Source organism: Streptomyces xanthophaeus, assembly GCF_000725805.1.
GTDB lineage: Bacteria > Actinomycetota > Actinomycetes > Streptomycetales > Streptomycetaceae > Streptomyces > Streptomyces xanthophaeus.
Window position 1 is genome coordinate 23,804 of record NZ_JOFT01000033.1, and the last position, 18,518, is coordinate 42,321.

18 protein-coding genes are annotated in these 18,518 nt (G+C 72.8%); 13 read left to right on the forward strand and 5 right to left on the reverse strand.

Annotation, left to right across the window (positions count from 1 at the left end; genetic code table 11):
* Positions 1 to 31 precede the first annotated feature (31 nt).
* Positions 32 to 928, reverse strand: a complete 897-nt coding sequence (locus tag IO30_RS0121175) for an NADP-dependent oxidoreductase (protein WP_031145109.1) — start codon at positions 926 to 928, stop codon at positions 32 to 34.
* A gap of 218 nt (positions 929 to 1,146) precedes the next feature.
* Here IO30_RS0121175 and IO30_RS0121180 point away from each other — a divergent pair, with 218 nt between their 5' ends.
* Both IO30_RS0121180 and IO30_RS0121185 read left to right on the forward strand, forming a co-directional pair.
* Positions 1,147 to 1,563 carry a winged helix-turn-helix transcriptional regulator gene (locus IO30_RS0121180; RefSeq protein WP_031145110.1) on the forward strand — a complete coding sequence of 139 codons (417 nt, stop codon included), beginning with the start codon at positions 1,147 to 1,149 and terminating at the stop codon, positions 1,561 to 1,563.
* 41 nt (positions 1,564 to 1,604) lie between these two features.
* Positions 1,605 to 2,351: a Mut7-C RNAse domain-containing protein gene (locus IO30_RS0121185; RefSeq protein ID WP_031145111.1), complete on the forward strand. Its 747-nt coding sequence runs from the start codon at positions 1,605 to 1,607 to the stop codon at positions 2,349 to 2,351.
* Positions 2,352 to 2,432: 81 nt separating this feature from the next.
* Here IO30_RS0121185 and IO30_RS0121190 read toward each other — a convergent pair whose 3' ends face one another.
* The gene (locus IO30_RS0121190) at positions 2,433 to 2,903 is read right to left on the reverse strand and encodes a hypothetical protein (RefSeq protein WP_031145112.1); all 471 of its coding nucleotides are present in this window, start codon (positions 2,901 to 2,903) and stop codon (positions 2,433 to 2,435) included.
* A 109-nt stretch (positions 2,904 to 3,012) separates the two neighbouring features.
* Here IO30_RS0121190 and IO30_RS0121195 point away from each other — a divergent pair, with 109 nt between their 5' ends.
* Both IO30_RS0121195 and IO30_RS0121200 read left to right on the forward strand, forming a co-directional pair.
* The gene (locus IO30_RS0121195; RefSeq protein WP_031145113.1) at positions 3,013 to 3,348 is read left to right on the forward strand and encodes a YnfA family protein; all 336 of its coding nucleotides are present in this window, start codon (positions 3,013 to 3,015) and stop codon (positions 3,346 to 3,348) included.
* 64 nt (positions 3,349 to 3,412) lie between these two features.
* Complete coding sequence (locus IO30_RS0121200) at positions 3,413 to 4,174, forward strand: SDR family NAD(P)-dependent oxidoreductase (RefSeq protein ID WP_031145114.1); 762 nt, start codon at positions 3,413 to 3,415, stop codon at positions 4,172 to 4,174.
* A gap of 35 nt (positions 4,175 to 4,209) precedes the next feature.
* On the opposite strand, the gene IO30_RS0121205 is transcribed toward IO30_RS0121200, so the two are convergent.
* Positions 4,210 to 4,881 (reverse strand): polysaccharide deacetylase family protein, encoded by a 672-nt coding sequence (locus IO30_RS0121205; protein WP_031145115.1) that lies wholly within the window; start codon positions 4,879 to 4,881, stop codon positions 4,210 to 4,212.
* A 162-nt stretch (positions 4,882 to 5,043) separates the two neighbouring features.
* On the opposite strand from IO30_RS0121205, the gene IO30_RS0121210 reads away from it, so the two are divergent.
* Entirely contained in the window at positions 5,044 to 5,628 is a 585-nt protein-coding gene (locus IO30_RS0121210; protein WP_031145116.1) for a Uma2 family endonuclease, read from the forward strand.
* Positions 5,629 to 5,737: 109 nt separating this feature from the next.
* Here IO30_RS0121210 and IO30_RS0121215 read toward each other — a convergent pair whose 3' ends face one another.
* Positions 5,738 to 6,931: an RtcB family protein gene (locus tag IO30_RS0121215; protein WP_031145117.1), complete on the reverse strand. Its 1,194-nt coding sequence runs from the start codon at positions 6,929 to 6,931 to the stop codon at positions 5,738 to 5,740.
* A gap of 192 nt (positions 6,932 to 7,123) precedes the next feature.
* On the opposite strand from IO30_RS0121215, the gene IO30_RS0121220 reads away from it, so the two are divergent.
* The 3 genes from IO30_RS0121220 (at position 7,124) to IO30_RS0121230 (ending at position 10,451) form a co-directional block, all read left to right on the forward strand.
* On the forward strand, positions 7,124 to 8,014 hold the full coding sequence (locus IO30_RS0121220) for a hypothetical protein (RefSeq protein WP_031145118.1): 891 nt from the start codon (positions 7,124 to 7,126) through the stop codon (positions 8,012 to 8,014).
* A 113-nt stretch (positions 8,015 to 8,127) separates the two neighbouring features.
* Complete coding sequence (locus IO30_RS0121225) at positions 8,128 to 8,913, forward strand: DUF3558 family protein (protein WP_031157516.1); 786 nt, start codon at positions 8,128 to 8,130, stop codon at positions 8,911 to 8,913.
* Positions 8,914 to 9,050: 137 nt separating this feature from the next.
* Positions 9,051 to 10,451 (forward strand): DUF2637 domain-containing protein, encoded by a 1,401-nt coding sequence (locus tag IO30_RS0121230; RefSeq protein ID WP_063768460.1) that lies wholly within the window; start codon positions 9,051 to 9,053, stop codon positions 10,449 to 10,451.
* A gap of 78 nt (positions 10,452 to 10,529) precedes the next feature.
* Here IO30_RS0121230 and lysS read toward each other — a convergent pair whose 3' ends face one another.
* A complete protein-coding gene (gene lysS, locus IO30_RS0121235) occupies positions 10,530 to 12,260 on the reverse strand; it encodes a lysine--tRNA ligase (protein ID WP_031145121.1) in 1,731 nt (576 codons plus the stop codon).
* A 179-nt stretch (positions 12,261 to 12,439) separates the two neighbouring features.
* Here lysS and argS point away from each other — a divergent pair, with 179 nt between their 5' ends.
* From argS to IO30_RS0121260, 5 genes are all read left to right on the forward strand, one after another.
* Positions 12,440 to 14,221, forward strand: a complete 1,782-nt coding sequence (gene argS / locus IO30_RS0121240; protein WP_031145122.1) for an arginine--tRNA ligase — start codon at positions 12,440 to 12,442, stop codon at positions 14,219 to 14,221.
* A gap of 113 nt (positions 14,222 to 14,334) precedes the next feature.
* On the forward strand, positions 14,335 to 14,682 hold the full coding sequence (locus tag IO30_RS0121245; RefSeq protein WP_031145123.1) for a DUF6247 family protein: 348 nt from the start codon (positions 14,335 to 14,337) through the stop codon (positions 14,680 to 14,682).
* Positions 14,679 to 14,969, forward strand: coding sequence for a hypothetical protein (locus IO30_RS0121250; protein ID WP_031145124.1), 291 nt, complete (start codon positions 14,679 to 14,681; stop codon positions 14,967 to 14,969). Before IO30_RS0121245 ends, IO30_RS0121250 begins: the two co-directional genes overlap by 4 nt.
* 219 nt (positions 14,970 to 15,188) lie before the next feature.
* Positions 15,189 to 17,513: a hypothetical protein gene (locus IO30_RS47660; RefSeq protein ID WP_051902474.1), complete on the forward strand. Its 2,325-nt coding sequence runs from the start codon at positions 15,189 to 15,191 to the stop codon at positions 17,511 to 17,513.
* Positions 17,514 to 17,707: 194 nt separating this feature from the next.
* Positions 17,708 to 18,505 carry a VOC family protein gene (locus tag IO30_RS0121260; RefSeq protein WP_031145126.1) on the forward strand — a complete coding sequence of 266 codons (798 nt, stop codon included), beginning with the start codon at positions 17,708 to 17,710 and terminating at the stop codon, positions 18,503 to 18,505.
* Positions 18,506 to 18,518 lie beyond the last annotated feature (13 nt).

Genomic DNA, 18,518 nt, shown 5'->3' on the forward strand with positions numbered 1-18,518 from the left:
GCCCCGTAGGCCGCGCCGCCGGTCCGTCGGCTCACGCCGTCAGGACGATCCGCCCCCGCACGCCCGGCTCCGCGAGCCGGGCATGGGCCTCGGACGCTCGCGCCAGCGGAAAGGCCTGCGCGGTCCGCAGGGTGAGGGCGCCCTCGTCGACCAGGGTCACCAGCCGCGCCAGGTGCGCACCGTCGGCGGCCACCTCCTGCACCACCACCCGTACGCCGCGCTCCGCGGCCGGGGCGGCGTACGGGATCAGCCCGACGTAGACACCGCCGTCGCGGACGAAGGACAGCGCCGCCTCCCCCAGTACGGCCGCGTCCACGACCCCGTCCACCGGCCCGGCCGGAGCGCCGCCGCGCGGGACGAAGGCGGCCGCGCCCAGGCTGCGTACGAGCGGCTCGTCCGCCGCGTCGGCCAGGGCCGTGACGACCAGACCGGCCCGGGCCGCGAGCTGGACCGCGAGGCCGCCGACCATCCCGGCGGCGCCGGTGACCAGCACCGAAGCGCCGACGGCGAGCTCCAGCTGCGCCACCGCGCGGGCGGCGGTCAGCCCGCTCAGCGGCAGGGCGGCCGCGGTCACCTCGTCGACGGCGACCGGCGCCGCGGCCACGGCGGAGGCGTCCAGCACCGCGTACTGCGCATGGGTGCCGAGCGGCTTGACCGTCCCGTAGTGCAGCCCGACCACCCGCTCGCCGCGGCTCCACCCGGTGACCTCCGGGCCGACCTCGTCGATCTCCCCGGCCACGTCCCAGCCGAAGCCGATCGGCTGCCCAGCCCCGCCGAAGACGCCCGTGCGCACGGCCGCGTCGACCGGGTTGACCCCGGCGGCCCTGACCCGGACGCGGACCTGGCCCGCCGCCGGGTGCGGGACGGGGACCTCGGCCAGCTCGATCCGCTCGGGCCCGCCGAACCCGTCCACCACCACGGCCCACATCGTCGCCCCGGGCCGAGCCGCCTGCTGCGCCTGCTCTGCCTGCTCTGCCTGCTCTGCCTGCTCTGCCTGACTCGCCTGCTGCGCCTGCTCGTTCATCGTCGTGCTCTCCCGTTCCGGTCGGTTCCCTCGTTCCCGATGAGCACTAACCTAGGGAGAGGTACTCTCCTTTCGTAAGTACGCACTCCGGGGTGCGTACCCGACCCGGAAGTGGGGCTCCCATGGCCACCCGTACCGCTGCGGCCCGGCGCGAAGAGGCCCGCGCCGCCTACGACGCCTTCCTCAAGGAGTGCCCCACCGGCCAGCTCCTGGCCCGCATCAGCGACAAGTGGGTGGGCCTGATCGTCAGTGCCCTGCGCGAGGCCGAGGACCACTGCCTGCGCTACAGCGACCTCGGCCGCAAGATCCCCGGCGTCAGCCAGAAGATGCTCACCCAGACCCTGCGCTCCCTCGAACGCGACGGCCTCGTCACCCGCACCGTCACCCCCTCGGTCCCCGTCCGCGTCGACTACCGCCTCACCGAGCTCGGCCACAGCCTCGGCTGCCTGCTCGCCTCCGTGAAGCTCTGGGCCGAGAACCACTTCGACGAGGTCAACGCCCATCGCGAGACCTACGACGAGGCCTCCTCCGCCCCGTAATTCGGCCGCGGCCACCACCCCCTCGATGGCATGCTGACGGGGTGACCGGACCCGCTATCCACCTCACCCTCGCCCCCGAACTGCGCCTGTTCGCCCCGCCCAGCCGGCGGACCGAACGCGTACCGACGACCACCGACGGCGCCTCCAGCCTCGGCCACGTCGTCGAATCGGCCGGCGTGCCGCTCACCGAAGTCGGCCGCCTCCTCGTCGACGGCCGGGAGGTGCCCGTCTCCTACGTGCCCCGGGACGGCCAGTCCGTCGAGGTGTTCGGCGTCGACCGGCCCCAGCAGGTCCCCGGCGCGCCACTGCGCTTCCTCCTCGACGTCCACCTCGGCACCCTCGCCCGCCGCCTGCGCCTGCTCGGCGTCGACGCCGCCTACGAGAACGAGGACATCGGCGACCCGGCCCTCGCCACCCGCTCCGCCGCCGAGCAGCGCGTGCTGCTCTCCCGCGACCGCGGACTGCTGCGCCGCCGCGAGCTGTTCGCCGGGGCCTACGTCTACAGCGACAACCCCGACGACCAGCTCCGGGACGTCCTCGGCCGCTTCGCCCCCGTCCTCGCCCCGTGGACCCGCTGCACCGCCTGCAACGGCCCGCTCCACCAGGCCGACAAGGACAGCGTCGGCGACCGCCTCGAACACGGCACGCAGCGCTCCTACGACGTCTTCGCGCAGTGCGGCGACTGCGAACGCGTCTACTGGCGCGGCGCCCACCACGCCCGCCTGGAACGCATCGTCGACGAGGCCCTCGCCGAATTCGGCACCGTCCAGGGCGGGCGCCCGGCCTAGAACCGGTCCCGGGAACGGGCCGGGGAGCCGGCCCCGGGCAGGGCCCCGGCCCCGGGCAGGGCCCCGGCCCAGACCCCCGGTTCAGAAGGCGTAGGCGTCGCCCGTGTCCAGGGCCAGCACCACGTGCTCGTTGTTCGTACGGTTGCGGTCCGTCGCGCCGCCGTTCCACCAGGTGTCGACCCGGACCACCACCTCGGTGACGGGCTCCCGCAGGTCCAGCGCCAGCCCGATGTGCCGGCCCTGTCCGTGCAGCGGCATGGGGCCCGTCTCGCACACCACCTCGCGCTGGCCGGCCCGCGCGCAGCCCTCCGCCAGGTGCTGGCGGTCCGCGAGGCCGGCCGACAGCCGCACCCGCACCGTGGCGTTCGGCAGGGCCGCGGGGCCGTCGTTCTCCGGGACCAGCCAGATCCGCAACTGCCCCTGCGACAGGGCCACCCGGCCGTGGTAAGCCACGTCCGCCTCCGGCCCGGCCCAGGCCGCCCGCGCCTGACCGCTCGCTCCCAGGACCAGGACCCCGGCCACCACCACACTTCGTACGGCACCACGGCGCACCGACACCACCTCCTCGCGCGAACGCTAGACAGGGCCGGAGGCATCCGGTCAGACCATCACACGAACGAGGGCGCGCCCTGCCCCCATCTGCGCTGCGTACCTTTGGGCCATGCTGATCGTCCGCTCCGCCGCCCTGTTCTCCCTCGCCGCGCTGCTGGAGATCGGCGGCGCCTGGCTCGTCTGGCAGGGCGTGCGGGAGCACAGGGGCTGGGCGTGGATCGGCGCCGGGGTCATCGCCCTCGGTCTCTACGGCTTCGTGGCCACCCTCCAGCCCGAGGGGGACTTCGCCCGCGTGCTCGCCGCGTACGGCGGGGTCTTCGTCGCCGGATCGCTCATCTGGGGCGCGGTCGCCGACGGCTACCGGCCCGACCGCTGGGACGTCGTCGGCGCGCTCGTCTGCCTCGCCGGGATGGCCGTGATCATGTATGCGCCGCGCGGCCGCTGACCGCCGCCGCGCCCGCCTATGCTGGCGAGGAATCGCCCGTACGAACGAACGAGGAGCCCCGCACATGATCACGGCCACCCGCACCGCCGTAGTCACCGGAGCGAGCAGCGGCATCGGCGCGGCCACGGCCCGGCAGCTCGCCGCCGCCGGCTACCACGTCGTCCTCACCGCGCGCCGCAAGGACCGCATCGAGGCCCTGGCCGCCGAGATCGCCGAGGCGGGTCACTCCGCGGCGGCCGAGGCCCTCGACGTCACCGACCGGGCCGCCGTCGACGCCTTCGCCGCCGCCCTCGGCCGGTGCGACGTGCTCGTCAACAACGCGGGCGGCGCCATCGGGGCCGAGCCCGTCGCCACCGGCGACCCCGCCGACTGGCGCACGATGTACGAGGTCAACGTCATCGGCACCCTCAACGTCACCCAGGCCCTGCTCCCGGCGCTCACCGCGTCCGGCGACGGCACCGTGGTCGTGCTGTCCTCCACCGCGGGCCACTCCACGTACGAGGGCGGGGCCGGCTACGTCGCCGCGAAGAACGGCGCCCGCGTCCTCGCGGAGACCCTCCGCCTGGAGATCGTCGGCCAGCCGGTCCGCGTCATCGAGATCGCCCCCGGCATGGTCAAGACCGAGGAGTTCGCCACCACCCGCTTCCGCGGGGACGCCGAGAAGGCCGCCAAGGTCTACGCGGGCGTCGCGGAGCCCCTGTCCGCCGACGACGTGGCCGACACGATCACCTGGGCGGTGACCCGCCCCAGCCACGTCAACATCGACCTGCTGGTGGTCCGCCCGCGCGCCCAGGCCTCGAACACGAAGGTCCACCGCGAGCTGTGATCCGCCGGACCGGGCCGCTCGGGCCGCCCGGCCCGTCAGACCAGTCCGGCCGTCTTCAGGTGCGGCATGAGGGCCGCCGGCTTCAGCCCGGCGGCCTTCGCCGCATCCAGGGCCCGCTGGAGGTCGGCCGCCAGGGTGGGCGTGAAGTGCAGCAGGACGATGTCGCCGCTCTTGAGCTGGGGCGTCGGCGGGGTCGCGCTCCAGGTGGTGAAGTCGTGGGTCCAGGTGATCAGCGCCTTCACCCCGCAGGCCTTCGCGGCGAGCCGTACGTCGTCGTTCACGGCCCCGTACGGCGGCCGCAGCAGCTTGGGCTTGCGCCCGAAGGCCTCCTCGATCTGCTCCCCGGCCCCGCACACCTCCGCGTCCTTCCCGGCGGCGTCGAGGGTGGTCAGGTCGGGGTGGTTCACGGTGTGGTTCTCCACCGTGGCCCGGCCCTGCTCGGTGAGCCCGGTGAAGTACCCGGTGTCGTACGAGGTGGCCCCCGGCAGCAGGAACAGCGCGGCGGGCACGCGCTTCTCCAGCAGGATCCGCGCGGCTTCGGGGTCGTGGTTCCAGCCGTCGTCGATGGTGATGAAGACGACCTTCTCCTGGGTCGGCACGTGCGAGACGACGGGCGGCAGCCCGACCCCCGCCTGGGCCGGACCGGCGGCCCCGAGGGCGAGCGACAACGACGCGAGCGCGGCCAGAAGCGCGCGGGATCTCCACATGGCGCACACCTTGGTCTAGACCAACTGAACCCGTCAACCCCCGCGCCACAAGCGGAAGTTGCCCTCCGCCGTCCACTCCGGGCCCGTACGGGTGAATCCGCCCGGAATGCCTGCGCGCGCGGGCCGCGCCCCGAGAGCGTGAGCCGCGAAAGGGAGGAAGTCATGGCCGTGACACAGCACCACACCACGATCGCGGAGGCCGCCGATCGACTCTCCGAGGACCTTCCCGGCCACCGGGTGGAGATCCTCCAGGGGACGCTCACCGCGACACCGCCCGCCGACGGGACACACGCCCTCGCACTGAGCTGGCTGGTCGTGGAGGCGCACAAGGCCGGAGCCATCGAGGCAGGGCTGAGATACGTGCAGGGTGTCGGGCTGCGGCTGCCGTCCACGGCGGACGACCACGCCATCCCCGACTTCGCGCTCGTCGAGGCAGGCTTCCGGGAAGCGCACGTCGAGAAGAACCGCTACGCGCCCCACGCCTTCCGGATGGTCGTGGAGGTCACCTCCTGCGACTGGTCCGACGACCCGGGGAGCAAGGCCGACTGCTACGCCCAGGCCGGCATCCCGGTCTACCTGGTGGCCGACCGGCGCCACGACGAAGCCGTGCTCCACACCGACCCCCGCGGCGGCGAGTACCGCTCCCGCAAGGCCTTCAAGCGCGGCACGGCCGTCCCCCTCCCCGAGTCCATCGGCATCACGCTCGAACTCCCCGTGGACCGGCTCCTCGACGGCGACGAGGGCTGAGGGAGCTCCGATTACACGCGCAGGGGCCCGGACCGGTCTTGACCGGTCCGGGCCCCTCCACTCCCCCGAAGGCCGTGCGCGGACGTCAGCGCGGACGTCAGCGCGGGCGTCAGCCCTTGATGCAGATGACCTGCTTCAGCTTGGCCACGACCTCGACGAGGTCGGTCTGCTGGTCGATGACCTGCTCGATCGACTTGTACGCGCCCGGGATCTCGTCCACGACGCCCGCGTCCTTGCGGCACTCCACGCCCTTGGTCTGCTCCGCCAGGTCCCGCGCCGAGAACTTCCGCTTCGCCGCCGTACGGCTCATCTTCCGGCCCGCGCCGTGCGAGGCCGAGTTGAAGGACTTGTCGTTGCCGAGGCCCTTCACGATGTACGAGCCCGTGCCCATCGAGCCCGGGATGATCCCGTAGTCGCCGCTGCCCGCGCGGATCGCGCCCTTACGCGTGACCAGCAGGTCCATGCCGTCGTACCGCTCCTCCGCCACGTAGTTGTGGTGGCAGCTGATCTCCTGGCCGAAGGAGACCTTCGCCTTGCGGAACTCCCTGCGGACGACCTCCTTGGAGACGGCCATCATCGCGGCGCGGTTGTACTTGGCGTACTCCTGCGCCCAGAAGAGGTCGCCCCGGTACGCCTCCATTTCCGGCGTGGCGGCGAGGAAGACCGCGAGGTCCCGGTCGACCAGGTTCTGGTTGTGGTCCAGCCCCCGGGCCACGGAGATGTGGTGCGCGGCGAGCTCGTTGCCGATGTTCCGGGAGCCGGAGTGCAGCATGATCCACACGGCGCCCTCGGTGTCGAGGCAGAGCTCCCAGAAGTGGTTGCCGCCGCCCAGCGTCCCGATCTGCCGGGCCGCGCGCTCGCGCCGGAACTTCACCGCGTCGGTGATGTAGTCGAAGCGCTTCCAGAGGTCGTCGTACCCCTCGGCCGAGAAGCCGTACAGCCGCGACGGGTCGACGGCCTCCTTGTGCAGGCCCATCCCGACCGGGATCGCCTGCTCGACCTTCCAGCGGAGCTTGGAGAGGTCGCCCGGCAGGTCGTTCGCCGTCAGGGAGGTCTTCACCGCCGACATGCCGCAGCCGATGTCCACGCCGACCGCCGCCGGGCAGACGGCGTCCTTCATCGCGATCACCGAGCCGACCGTGGCGCCCTTGCCGTAGTGCACGTCGGGCATGACGGCCAGGCCCTTGATCCACGGAAGGGTGGCGACGTTGTGCAGCTGCTGCATCGCACCGGCCTCGACCGACGCCGGATCCGTCCACATCCGGATGGGCACCTTCGCCCCGGGCACCTCTACGTACGACATATGGAATCAATCCCCCGAAAACTACAGAAAAGTCAGAATGCGCAAAAAGCCTCGCTCTTGATCCCAAATACGACAGGGGACCGGCGCCAGCACCAGCGTGTGCGATAGACATTGTGTCCATCCGCGCCCGAGCCGCGGCAACGCATTTTCCTGACCGGCAGGCAGCCGGCCGGTCGAAGGGAGCCATTGGACGTGCAGCGCAAGGCGGTACGGGGAGTCCTGCCGGGCATCGCGATGATCACCGCGCTCCTGACCGGTGCGGCCGGTCTGGCCGCGTGCACCGGCGGGAACGGCACCGGGAGCACCAGCGACTCGAAGGCGGGCGGCAGCACCGCCGCGCCACCGGCCCCGCCCGGGAAGTACCGCAGCCTGCCGCAGCCCTGCAAGGCCGCCGACGCCAAGAAGATCAAGGCGATGCTCCCGGCCGCCGACTCGCTCACCGAGGAGCAGCTGGAGCAGCAGTACGCGGGCACCGCGGACCCCTCCTTCGACGGCGACCGGCACGTCGGCTGCCGCTGGAGCGCGCAGACGCCCGAGGAGACCCGGCTGCTGTCGGTCGTCTTCGAGCGCGTGGTCTCCTACGACCGGGCCGTCGCCAGCGACGACGACAAGGCCCGGCAGGTGTACGTACGCCAGCTCACCGATGCGCACCTGCCCTTCCCCGGCCCGACCGGCCCCACCGGCAGCCCGCCCCCCAGCACGGGTGCGGGCACCCCGGGCGCAGGCGCCCCGGCCGCCACCCCGGCCGCCCCGGCCCCCGCCGCGACCGGGAGCCCCGCCCCCGGAGGCAGCCCGGCCACGACCCCCGTCCCCGGTGGCAGCCCCTCCGCCCAGCCCGAGCTCGGCTCGCGGGTGCTGACGGGGCTCGGGAGCGAGGCCTTCCTCGACGACAAGCTGAGCCCCGCCGGGGCCACCGCGGCCCAGGCGCGCACCGTGCGGATTGTGTTCCGCACCTCGAATGTCATCGTCACCGTCGAGTACAGCGTGCAGCCCGCGCTGCCCGGCACGGTCCCGCCGAGCCCCGAAACCCAGGACAGCACAAGGGAGTTGGCCCAGGCCCTCGTCGAGCGGTTCAACGAATGAACGGCGTCCCGCCCGTCCCGGCGTGACGGCGCGCACAGCAGGCGGACTCCGGGTCGGGCTACCGTTGCCCGGGTTCCGCGCCCGAAGAAGACCACGAAGCTACTGAAGGAAACATGCACCGATCAGCCTCGCGCCGCCTCACTCGTGTTCTCGCCTGCGCAGCCGTCCCGGTGATCCTCACCGTCGCCGGGTGCTCCTCCGATTCGGGCAAGGCCTCGGGCTCGGACAGCGGCAAGAAGTCCGATTCCGCCGCATCCGCCAAGCCGAGCGCGAAGCCGTCGCCGACGCTGGAGAAGGCCGCGTTCGCCGCCCTGCCCGACCCGTGCAAGGCGGTCCAGACGAAGACCATCGAGTCGCTCGTCCCGGAGGCCAAGGACAAGAACGGCACCGCGACCAAGTCGAACGACCTGGCCAGCCGCGCCAGCTGCTCCTGGAACGGTCTGGACGAGGACGGCCTGAAGGGCTCGCAGTACCGCTGGCTGTCGATATCCCTCTTCCGCTACGACTCGCACGCCTCGCTCGGCTCCGCCAACAAGCGCGCCGAGGAGCAGTACGGCAAGCAGGTCGAGGCCGCGAAGGGCTCCGAGGGCGCGCAGAACGTCAAGGCGGAGGACGCCGGCGGCATCGGCGACCAGGGCACCTCGGTGACGTACAGCGTGAAGAAGGACGTCGACTTCTTCAACACCACGGTCGTGGCGCGCGCCCAGAACGTGGTGGTCACGCTCGACTACAACGGCGCCGCGTACGAGGGCGCAGCCGCCCCGGACCAGGCCAAGCTGCTCCAGGACGCGATCGCCGCGGCCAAGGAGGCCGTCGGTTCGATCGACGCCGCCAACCAGCAGGCCGCGCAGCCCTCGCAGGAGGCCTCCGCCCAGCCGTCGGCGCAGCCGCAGCAGTAGCACCGCCGGAAGGGTCCCGGCCGGGGCCGGGGGCCTACCGGAGCGCTGACATCCAGTCACCCGTACGCTGTGCCTGCCGCAGCTCGGTAAAGGCTCGGTAAGGACCCGACCAGGGGAGGGGATCGCGGGTGGCCGCGATGGAGCTGACTCGTACGCACCGGATACTCATCGGCGTCGTGGTCGCGGGAGCCGTGGTCATCGCCGCGATCGGCTTCGCCGGCTCGTACTCCGCGGTGCGGGCCCTGGCCCTGCAGAAAGGGTTCGGCAACTTTTCGCTGGTGTTCCCGATCGGCATCGACGCGGGCATCTGCGTCCTGCTCGCGCTGGACCTGCTGCTGACGTGGATGCGGATCCCCTTCCCGCTGCTGCGCCAGACCGCCTGGCTGCTGACGGCCGCGACGATCGCGTTCAACGGCGCGGCGGCGTGGCCGGACCCGCTGGGCGTGGGCATGCACGCCGTCATCCCGATCCTGTTCGTGGTGACGGTCGAGGCGGCCCGGCACGCGGTCGGCCGGATCGCGGACATCACCGCGGACCGGCACATGGAGGGCGTGCGCATCACGCGCTGGCTGCTCTCCCCGGTGCCCACCTTCAAGCTGTGGCGCCGGATGAAGCTGTGGGAGCTGCGCTCCTACGAGCAGGCGGTCGGCATGGAGCAGGACCGGCTGATCTACCAGGCGCGCCTCCAGGCCCGGTACGGCCGCGCGTGGCGGCGCAAGGCCCCGGTGGAGGCCCTGATGCCGCTGCGGCTGGCCCGGATCGGCGTGCCGCTGTCGCAGACGGCCCCGGAGGGGCTGGCGGCGGCGGGCATCGACCCGGTGCTGCTGCCCCCGGCGGCCTCCGCCTCCACGGCTCCGGCCCTGGAGGCCGGGACCGCGGGGACGGGACAGCAGACGGCAGTGCAGGCGTCGGCACAGGCCACCGCCCCGCAGACGGTGCAGCCCGTGCAGGCGGCCCAGGAGGCCGGGTCCGAGGTCTTCGCGGCCGCCGGGGCCCCTGCGGTGGCGCACGGCCCCCAGCAGGCCGTACAGGCCGCCGCGCAGGCACCGCACGAGGCCGCCGGACCCGTCACCCACGCGCCGCCGCCCTTCGCGGTGGACCCCACCGCGATGCCCGCGGCCCACAACAGCGCCTGGTTCGCCGCGCCGCTGGCCCCGCAGGCCACGTACGAGGGCGGCTACAACCCCCAGTACGTCGAGGGCCTGGAGCCGATCCCGGTCATGCCCCCGGCGGGCCCGGAGGAGCAGCACGGCCCCCAGCCCGACCTGCCGCTCCCGGCGCCCCGCCAGGGCGAGGCCGCGCAGGCCGCCGAGGTCCTGGAGACCCCTGACGAGGCCGAGTTCGCCGAGGCGGCGTACAAGGTGTTCCGGGCGCTGGTCGACGAGCAGAACGACTTCCCGACCGCCGAGGCCCTCGACATACACCTCTCGGACGGTTACAACGTCACCCACCCGCGCAGCGGCTCGCTGCTGCGCCGGATGATCCCGGCCTTCAAGCAGCGCTACCAGAAGGACCTGGAGAACGAGCACATCGCGTGACCCGGACCCGGGCGGCACGGCATGCGGAAGGGCCCGCACCCCGAGGGGTGCGGGCCCTTCCGCATGTACCGGGGGACCTCAGACGGCCAGCAGCTTGCGCACCCGGTCCGCGCCCACCGCCAGCAGCAGCGTGGGCAGTCGCGGTCCGGTCTCCCGGGTCACGAGGAGCCGGTAGAGCAGCGCGAAGAACGTCCGCTGGGCGACCTTCAGCTCCGGCGTCGGCTTGGCGTCGGGCTCCAGCCCGGCCATCACCTTCGGGACGCCGTAGACGAGGGTGGTCAGCCCGTCGAGGGACCAGTGCGAGTCCAGGCCCTCCAGGAGCAGCCGCAGCGACTCGCGGCCCTCGTCGTCCAGGGAGGACAGCAGCTCCGCGTCGGGCTCCTCGCGCACGAGGGTCCGCTGGTCGGCCGGGACCTGGGTGGTGATCCAGTTCTCGGCGCGGTCCAGGCGCGGCCGCACCTCGTCGAGCGAGGTGAGCGGCTGCTCCGGGTCCAGGTCGCTCAGGATGCGCAGGGTCTGCTCGTCGTGGCCGGCGGTGATGTCGACGACGGACGCGAGCGTCCGGTACGCCATCGGGCGCGCGGTGCGCGGCAGCTCGGCGGCGGCGGTGCGCACGGCACGGGTGTGCGCGGCGGCATCGGCAGGCAGCACGGAGCCGTCGGCGACCTTGGCCTCCAGCTTGTCCCACTCGTCGTAGAGCCGCTGGATCTCCTGGTCGAAGGCGATCTTGAAGGACTGGTTCGGGCGGCGGCGGGCGTACAGCCAGCGCAGCAGCTGCGGCTCCATGATCTTCAGCGCGTCGGCCGGGGTCGGGACCCCGCCCTTGCTGGAGGACATCTTGGCCATGCCGCTGATACCGACGAACGCGTACATCGGTCCGATCGGCTGCTCGCCGCCGAAGATGTGCACGATCTGGCCGCCGACCTGGAAGGACGAGCCGGGCGAGGAGTGGTCGACGCCCGAGGGCTCGAAGATCACGCCTTCGAAGGCCCAGCGCATCGGCCAGTCGACCTTCCAGACCAGCTTGCCGCGGTTGAACTCGCTGAGCTTGACCGTCTCGGTGAACTCGTCCTCGGTGCAGACGTAGGTCAGCTCGGTGGTCTCGTCGTCGTACGAGGTGACCTTGGTGAAGTCCTTGCCGCACTCGGCGCAGTACGGCTTGTACGGGAAGTACCCGCCCTCGGCGCTGCTGCCGTCGTCCTCGGCGGCCGCGCCGGAGCCCTCGGCGGCCTCCAGCTCGGCCTCGTCGACCTGCTTCTGCTGGGGCTTCTTGCCGCCCGGCTTCTGCTTGGTGCGGTACTGGTCGAGGACGGCGTCGATGTCGCCGCGGTGCTTCATCGCGTGCAGCACCTGCTCGCGGTACACGCCGGAGGTGTACTGCTCGGTCTGGCTGATCGGGTCGTACTCCACGCCCAGCTCGGCCAGCGCCTCGGTCATGGCGGCCTTGAAGTGCTCGGCCCAGCTGGCGTACTGCGACCCGGCCGGCGCGGGGACGGCGGTCAGCGGCTTGCCGATGTGCTGACCGAAGGTCTCCTCGTCCACGCCGGGGATGCCCTTGGGCACCTTGCGGTAGCGGTCGTAGTCGTCCCACGAGATCAGGTGGCGGACCTCGATGCCGCGGCGGCGGATCTCGTCGGCGACCAGGTGCGGGGTCATGACCTCGCGGAGGTTGCCCAGGTGAATGGGGCCGGAGGGGGAGAGTCCGGACGCGACGACGACAGGTTTGCCGGGTGCTCGGCGCTCCGCCTCGGCGATGACCTCGTCCGCGAAACGGGAGACCCAGTCGGTCTCGGTGCTGCTCTGAGCCACGACACGTCCTTCTATCTCGAATGCTGGCTTCAGCCATTCTCCCAGACGGAACAGGCCGCTCCGAGGTTGCTCGGTGCGGCGGTTATCCCGGGAAGCGGACAGCCCCCGCGTGGGATACTCGGCACTTGTCGGAACAACCAAGTGCACCCACCGGCACAACCTCACAGGAACGGCAGCTCATGGCCTCGGTCCCTTCCCTCGCTTCTTCCGTCGATCAGCGCGTCGCGGACGCCCTCGCCTCCGCCCTGCCGGAGGCCGGCGCCGCCGACCCGATGCTGCGACGAAGCGACCGGGCCGACTTCCAGGCCAACGGGATCCTGGCCCTCGCGAAGAAGGCGAAGGCCAACCCGCGCGAGCTGGCGACCTCCGTGGTCGAGTCCATCCCGACCGGCGGCGACACCGACGTGATCAAGGAGATCGAGGTCTCGGGCCCCGGCTTCCTCAACATCACCGTCTCCGACAAGGCGATCATCGAGACCCTGGCCGCGCGCGCCGCGGACGACCGCCTCGGCGTGCCGCTCGCGGCGGACCCGGGCACCACGGTGATCGACTACGCCCAGCCGAACGTCGCCAAGGAGATGCACGTCGGCCACCTGCGGTCCGCCGTCATCGGCGCCGCGATGGTCGAGATCCTGGAGTTCACCGGCGAGAAGGTGATCCGCCGCCACCACATCGGCGACTGGGGCACCCAGTTCGGCATGCTCATCCAGTACCTCCTGGAGCACCCGCACGAGCTGGACCACAAGTCGGAGCAGGAGGTCTCCGGCGAGGAGGCCATGTCCAACCTGAACCGGCTCTACAAGGCCTCGCGCGCGCTCTTCGACTCCGACGAGGAGTTCAAGACGCGGGCCCGGGCGCGCGTGGTGGACCTCCAGGCCGGTGACCCGGAGACCCTCGCCCTGTGGCAGCGGTTCGTGGACGAGTCGAAGATCTACTTCTACTCCGTCTTCAACAAGCTGGACATGGACATCCAGGACCCCGACGTGGTCGGCGAGTCCGGCTACAACGACATGCTGGTCGAGACCTGCGAGCTGCTGGAGAAGTCGGGCGTCGCCGTCCGCTCCAACGGTGCGCTCTGCGTGTTCTTCGACGACGTCAAGGGCCAGGACGGCAACCCGACCCCGCTGATCGTGCAGAAGTCGGACGGCGGCTTCGGCTACGCCGCGACCGACCTCTCCGCGATCCGCAACCGGGTGGGCGAGCTGGGCGCGACCACCCTGATCTACGTCGTGGACGCGCGGCAGTCCCTGCACTTCAAGATGGTCTTCGAGACGGCGCGCCGGGCCGGCTGGCTGAACGAGGACACCAAGGCCGTGCAGCTGGCCTTCGGCACGGTGCTCGGCAAGGACGGCAAGCCGTTCAAGACCCGTGAGGGCGAGACGGTCCGGCTGGTGGACCTGCTCGACGAGGCCGTCGAGCGGGCGACGACCGTCGTGCGCGAGAAGGACGAGAACCGCGGCCTGCTCACCGAGCAGGAGATCGTGGAGAACGGCCTCCAGGTCGGCATCGGCGCGGTCAAGTACGCGGACCTGTCCACCTCGGCGGCGCGCGACTACAAGTTCGACCTCGACCAGATGGTGTCGCTGACCGGTGACACGTCCGTGTACCTCCAGTACGCGTACGCCCGTATCCGGTCGATCCTGCGCAACGCGGGCGACCGTTCCCCGGTGGCCCACCCGGAGCTGGAGCTGGCTCCGGCCGAGCGGGCGCTGGGTCTGCACCTGGACGGGTTCGGCGCGCTGATCGAGGAGGCGGCCTCGGAGTACGCCCCGCACAAGGTGGCCGCGTACCTCTACCAGCTGGCCTCGCTGTTCACGACGTTCTACACCGAGTGCCCCGTCGTGAAGCCGGAGCCGGAGCTCGTCGTCGGCGAGAACCGCCTCTTCCTGTGCGAGCTGACCGCCCGCACCCTCGGCAAGGGCATGGCCCTCCTCGGCATCCGCACGCCCGAGAAGCTCTGACGCACCACCCGACGGCCCCCGGCGCACCCGCCCCGGGGGCCGTCGCATTTCCCGGACCGGGCTGCGGCCGCACAGCTAGGGTGGAAGGCGTCCGATCCGAGGAGGAACCGGAAATGACGACCGCGACGCCCGCACCGGGAGAATCGGTGCCGCCGATGCCCGAGTACACGCCGAAGGCCCTGCGCGCCGCCATTGCCGCCCACGCCCCCGCTCTGCTGCCGGACTTCGACGCCGCCTGGCGGCGGCAGATCGCCGACGCGTACGACATCGGGCCCGTCCCGGCGTTCATGGCCCGCTGGTGGGGCGAATACGCCCTCGCGCGTGACCCCCGGCTCGACCACCACGTCACCGGCCTCGAAGCCCGGGCAGCTGATGCGACGGACGCCGAAACGGCCCGCAAGCTCCTCGAAGAAGCCTCCCGCATCCGCCACGAGCTGCGCGGCCTGGAGCCCGGCGCGTGAGCGAGGAGTTCACCGGGCCGCCGTGGGCCCTGGACTGCACCCAGGACGCCGAGAAGTACCGGCTCACCCTCGCCGGCCCGCCCCGCGAGGCCCTCTGGGAGGCACTCTTCGAGCTGCGGACGGCACACAACCCGTACCGCGGGGACGACGTCGAACCGGCACGGTCCACCGTCCCCCGGGGCCCGCACATCGCTTACTTCGACAACAACCGCGGGTGGATCCGCTTCACCTTCCTCGCCCGCGTGGCCGAGCCGCAGATCGTGGTCGAGGAAATCTTCTGGCAGTAGCCCGGGACGCACCCTCCCGGCCGGTGGCGCCTGACCGGGGCACATGCCGCCCGCAAGCGGACCACCTCTGCCCGTAGCCCGACCCTGGGTGACGGGACCGCACAGATTTCGCAATCCTGTAGCCCTCTTCAAGGCCTTCCCGTCTCACTAGCCTTGGCGCCTCCCAAGGGGTTTGGGGTGGCTCCGGACGGATGTCCGGAGCCCGGGGAGGTAAAGAGCATGCAGTTCAAGCGCATGGCCGTCGTGGCAGCAGCCGCGGTGGCCGGCCAGACGCTCCTGATGGCCGCACCCGCGATGGCCGAGGAGCCGCCGGCAGTGACCGCGCCCGACGCGGTCCCCGCGGACGCCGACGGGCCGGGCGGAGCACCGCAGCCGCCGCAGGCACCGGCGAAGGCACCGGCGAAGGAAAAGGCCAAGGGCGAGGCGCAGGAGAAGGTTCCGGAGAAGGCGCAGGACAAACCCGGGGGGAAGAAGGCGGCCGAGGACACCGCCCCGCAGGCAGAACCCGCCGCCGCGGCCGTGGCCGCACCGGCCCCGGCCGAGGCCGCGGCCCCGGCGGCAGCGCAGGTGGTGCCGGAGACGGTGCCCGAGGCTGCGGCCGAAGCTCCGGCGGACGCTCCGGCGGAGGCTGCGGCCGAGACCGCCGAGGACGACCAGGGCGACCAGGACACCGGGGCCGACCAGCTCCTGATGGGGCCCGAGGTCACGGTCCAGGGCATCCCCGCGGACGGCTTCAAGGCCGACGGCAGCTGGACCGCGCTGACGGTGACCGTCGACAACTCGGGCCACGTCGCCGTACCGGGCTACACCCCGATGCTGGGCGTCTCACAGTCCGCCGGGCGGTTCGCTCCCGCCCACATCCAGGTCGAACACCGCACCGCGGGCGGGTCGTGGACGGCCGCCGCTCTGGTCCAGGACGCGGAGTCGGCCCCCGCGCTGGGCTACGCCCTCGGCAGCGCCGCCGCGGTCCCCTCCGGCCAGGTCCAGACGATCGAGGTCCGGATCAGCTTCGCCGCGGACACCCCGGTCGTACCGTTCGACCTGACGGCGGACGGGCGCAGCCGCGTCGGCACGTCCACCGGCAGCTCCCCCACGTCCTCGTACGCGACGAGGATCGCGGGAGCCCCCGGCGGTGACGAGGACCCGCTGTTCACCGAGGGCCCCGCCCTGACCGTGAGCGGGGTGCCGGGCGCGGTCGCCGCGGGCGGCGACTGGACGGCCCTCTCGGTCCGGGTGGACAACTCGGGGAAGGGCGAGCTCGCCGCCTTCGACCTGGGACTGGTCCTGGCCCGGCCGGACTTCGTCTCCATGCAGGTCTCGCAGATCGCGGTCGAGGTCCTGCGGCCGGCCGTGGGCGGGCAGGCGGCGGCCTGGGAGTCCGTCGAGATCACCTCGGACGAGGACGGCTACTTCTTCGCGGGCGGCCTCGTGAAGGGCCCGGTCGGAGCCGGTGCGGCGTTCGACGTCCCGGTCCGCGTCCGCTTCACCGCCGACGCCCCGACCGGCGCGGTCTCCTTCTTCGCCTGGGGCACGTCCCAGGTCGACGCGGAAACGCCCCCGCCCTGGGCCGGCTCCCGCTCGAAGCCCCAACTCACCACCCTCCAGGCCCCGGGCACCGTCCCGGGCGGGGAGACCCCGGGCGGAGAAACGCCGGGAGGCGGTACGCCTGGCGGCGGCACCCCGGGCGGAGAGACCCCAGGCGGCGGAACGCCCGGCGGCGGGACCCCCAGCGGGGAAACCCCAGGAGGCGGAACCCCGGGCGGGGAGACGCCCGGCGGAGGCACCCCCGGCGGGGAGACCCCGGGCGGAGGCACCCCGGGAGGCGGCACTCCCGGCGGGGAAACCCCGGGCGGGGGCACGCCCGGAGGCGGGACCCCAGGCGGGGGCAGCCCCGGCGGGGAGACCCCAGGCGGGGGCACGCCCGGAGGCGGCACCCCCGGCGGGGAAACCCCAGGCGGAGGAACGCCCGGAGGCGGCACACCGGGCGGAGAGACCCCAGGCGGAGGCACCCCCGGCGGGGAGACCCCGGGAGGCGGCACCCCCGGAGGCGGGACCCCCGGCGGCGAAACCCCAGGCGGGGGCACGCCTGGCGGCGGCACACCGGGCGGAGAGACCCCAGGCGGAGGAACGCCCGGAGGCGGGACACCGGGCGGGGAAACCCCCGGTGGAGGCACCCCAGGCGGAGGAACGCCCGGCGGGGAGACCCCGGGCGGAGGCACCCCCGGGAGCGGGACCCCGGGAAGCGGTACGCCCGGGGGCGGGACCCCCGGCGGGGGAACCCCGGGAGGCGGGTCCGGCGGGAACGTGCCCGGGCCTGACGGTGGCGTCGGGGGGACGCCGATCGGCACCTTCCCCGGCAGCGGCAGCGGAATCGGCAGCGGAATCGGGACCGGCCAGGCCAGCGCCAGCGGCACCGGCTCGGAGCTCGCCTCCACCGGCGCCGATCCGGCCAGCAGCTGGGCCCTCGGCGGCGCCGGGACGGCCCTGGTCCTCGGTGCAGCCCTGATCGCCGGCACCGGACGCCACCGCCGCCGCACCCACTGACCGCCCGACCCGGCGGCAGCAACAGCCGGGCCCCGGAACCGTCTCCGGGCCCCGGCCCGCCCTCCCGGCCGGCGCCGGCGATGCCGCGTACCGCCCGGTTTCACCCGTACGGCCCGGTTCGGGCCGTACGGGCCGGGTAGGGGACGGCCCGTCCAATCCCCATCCCCTCTTCCCCGGAGGCCTCCGTGCCCGACATGAACGGCCCCTACAAGCCCGGCACCCCGTGCTGGATCGACCTCATGGTCCCCGACCAGCAGGCGGCCCTCGACTTCTACTGCGACCTCTTCGGCTGGCAGGGCGAGGTCGGCCCGGCGGAGCAGGGCGGCTACTCCGTCTGCACCCTCAAGGGCAAGCCGGTCGCGGGGATCATGAAGGCGATGAACCCGGACGGCAGCATCCCCGACCCGATGCCGCCGATCGTCTGGACGACGTACCTGGCCACCGACGCCATCGACGCCACCCTCAAGTCCGTGTCCGACGCGCGCGGCCAGGTCCTCATGGGCCCCATGGACGTCATGGAACTCGGCCGGATGGCCGTCATCACCGACCCGACCGGCGCCGTCGTCGGCCTGTGGGAGGCCGGCTCCTTCGACGGCGCGGGCATCGTCAACGAGCACGGCGCGCTGATCTGGAGCGAGCTGAGCACCAGCGACGTCCCCGCTGCGGCCGCGTTCTATTCGAGCGTGCTGCCCGTCACCACGGCCGCCTCCAAGATGCCGGGGGCCGAGGGGTACACGGAGTTCATGGTCGGCGGCCGCGCGGTCGGCGGAATGATGAGCCTGGACCAGCTGCCGCCGGGCACTCCCCCGAACTGGCTGGCGTACTTCCACGTGGACGACGTCGACAGCATCCAGGCCGCCGCCACCCGCTCCGGGGCCAACGTCCTCGCCCCCGCCTTCGACATGCCGGCGGGCCGCATGGCCGTCCTCTCCGACCCGCAGGGCGCCCCCTTCGCGGTGATCACGGCCTCGGAGCCGGAACAGCCCGCCTGACGCGAAGCCCCCG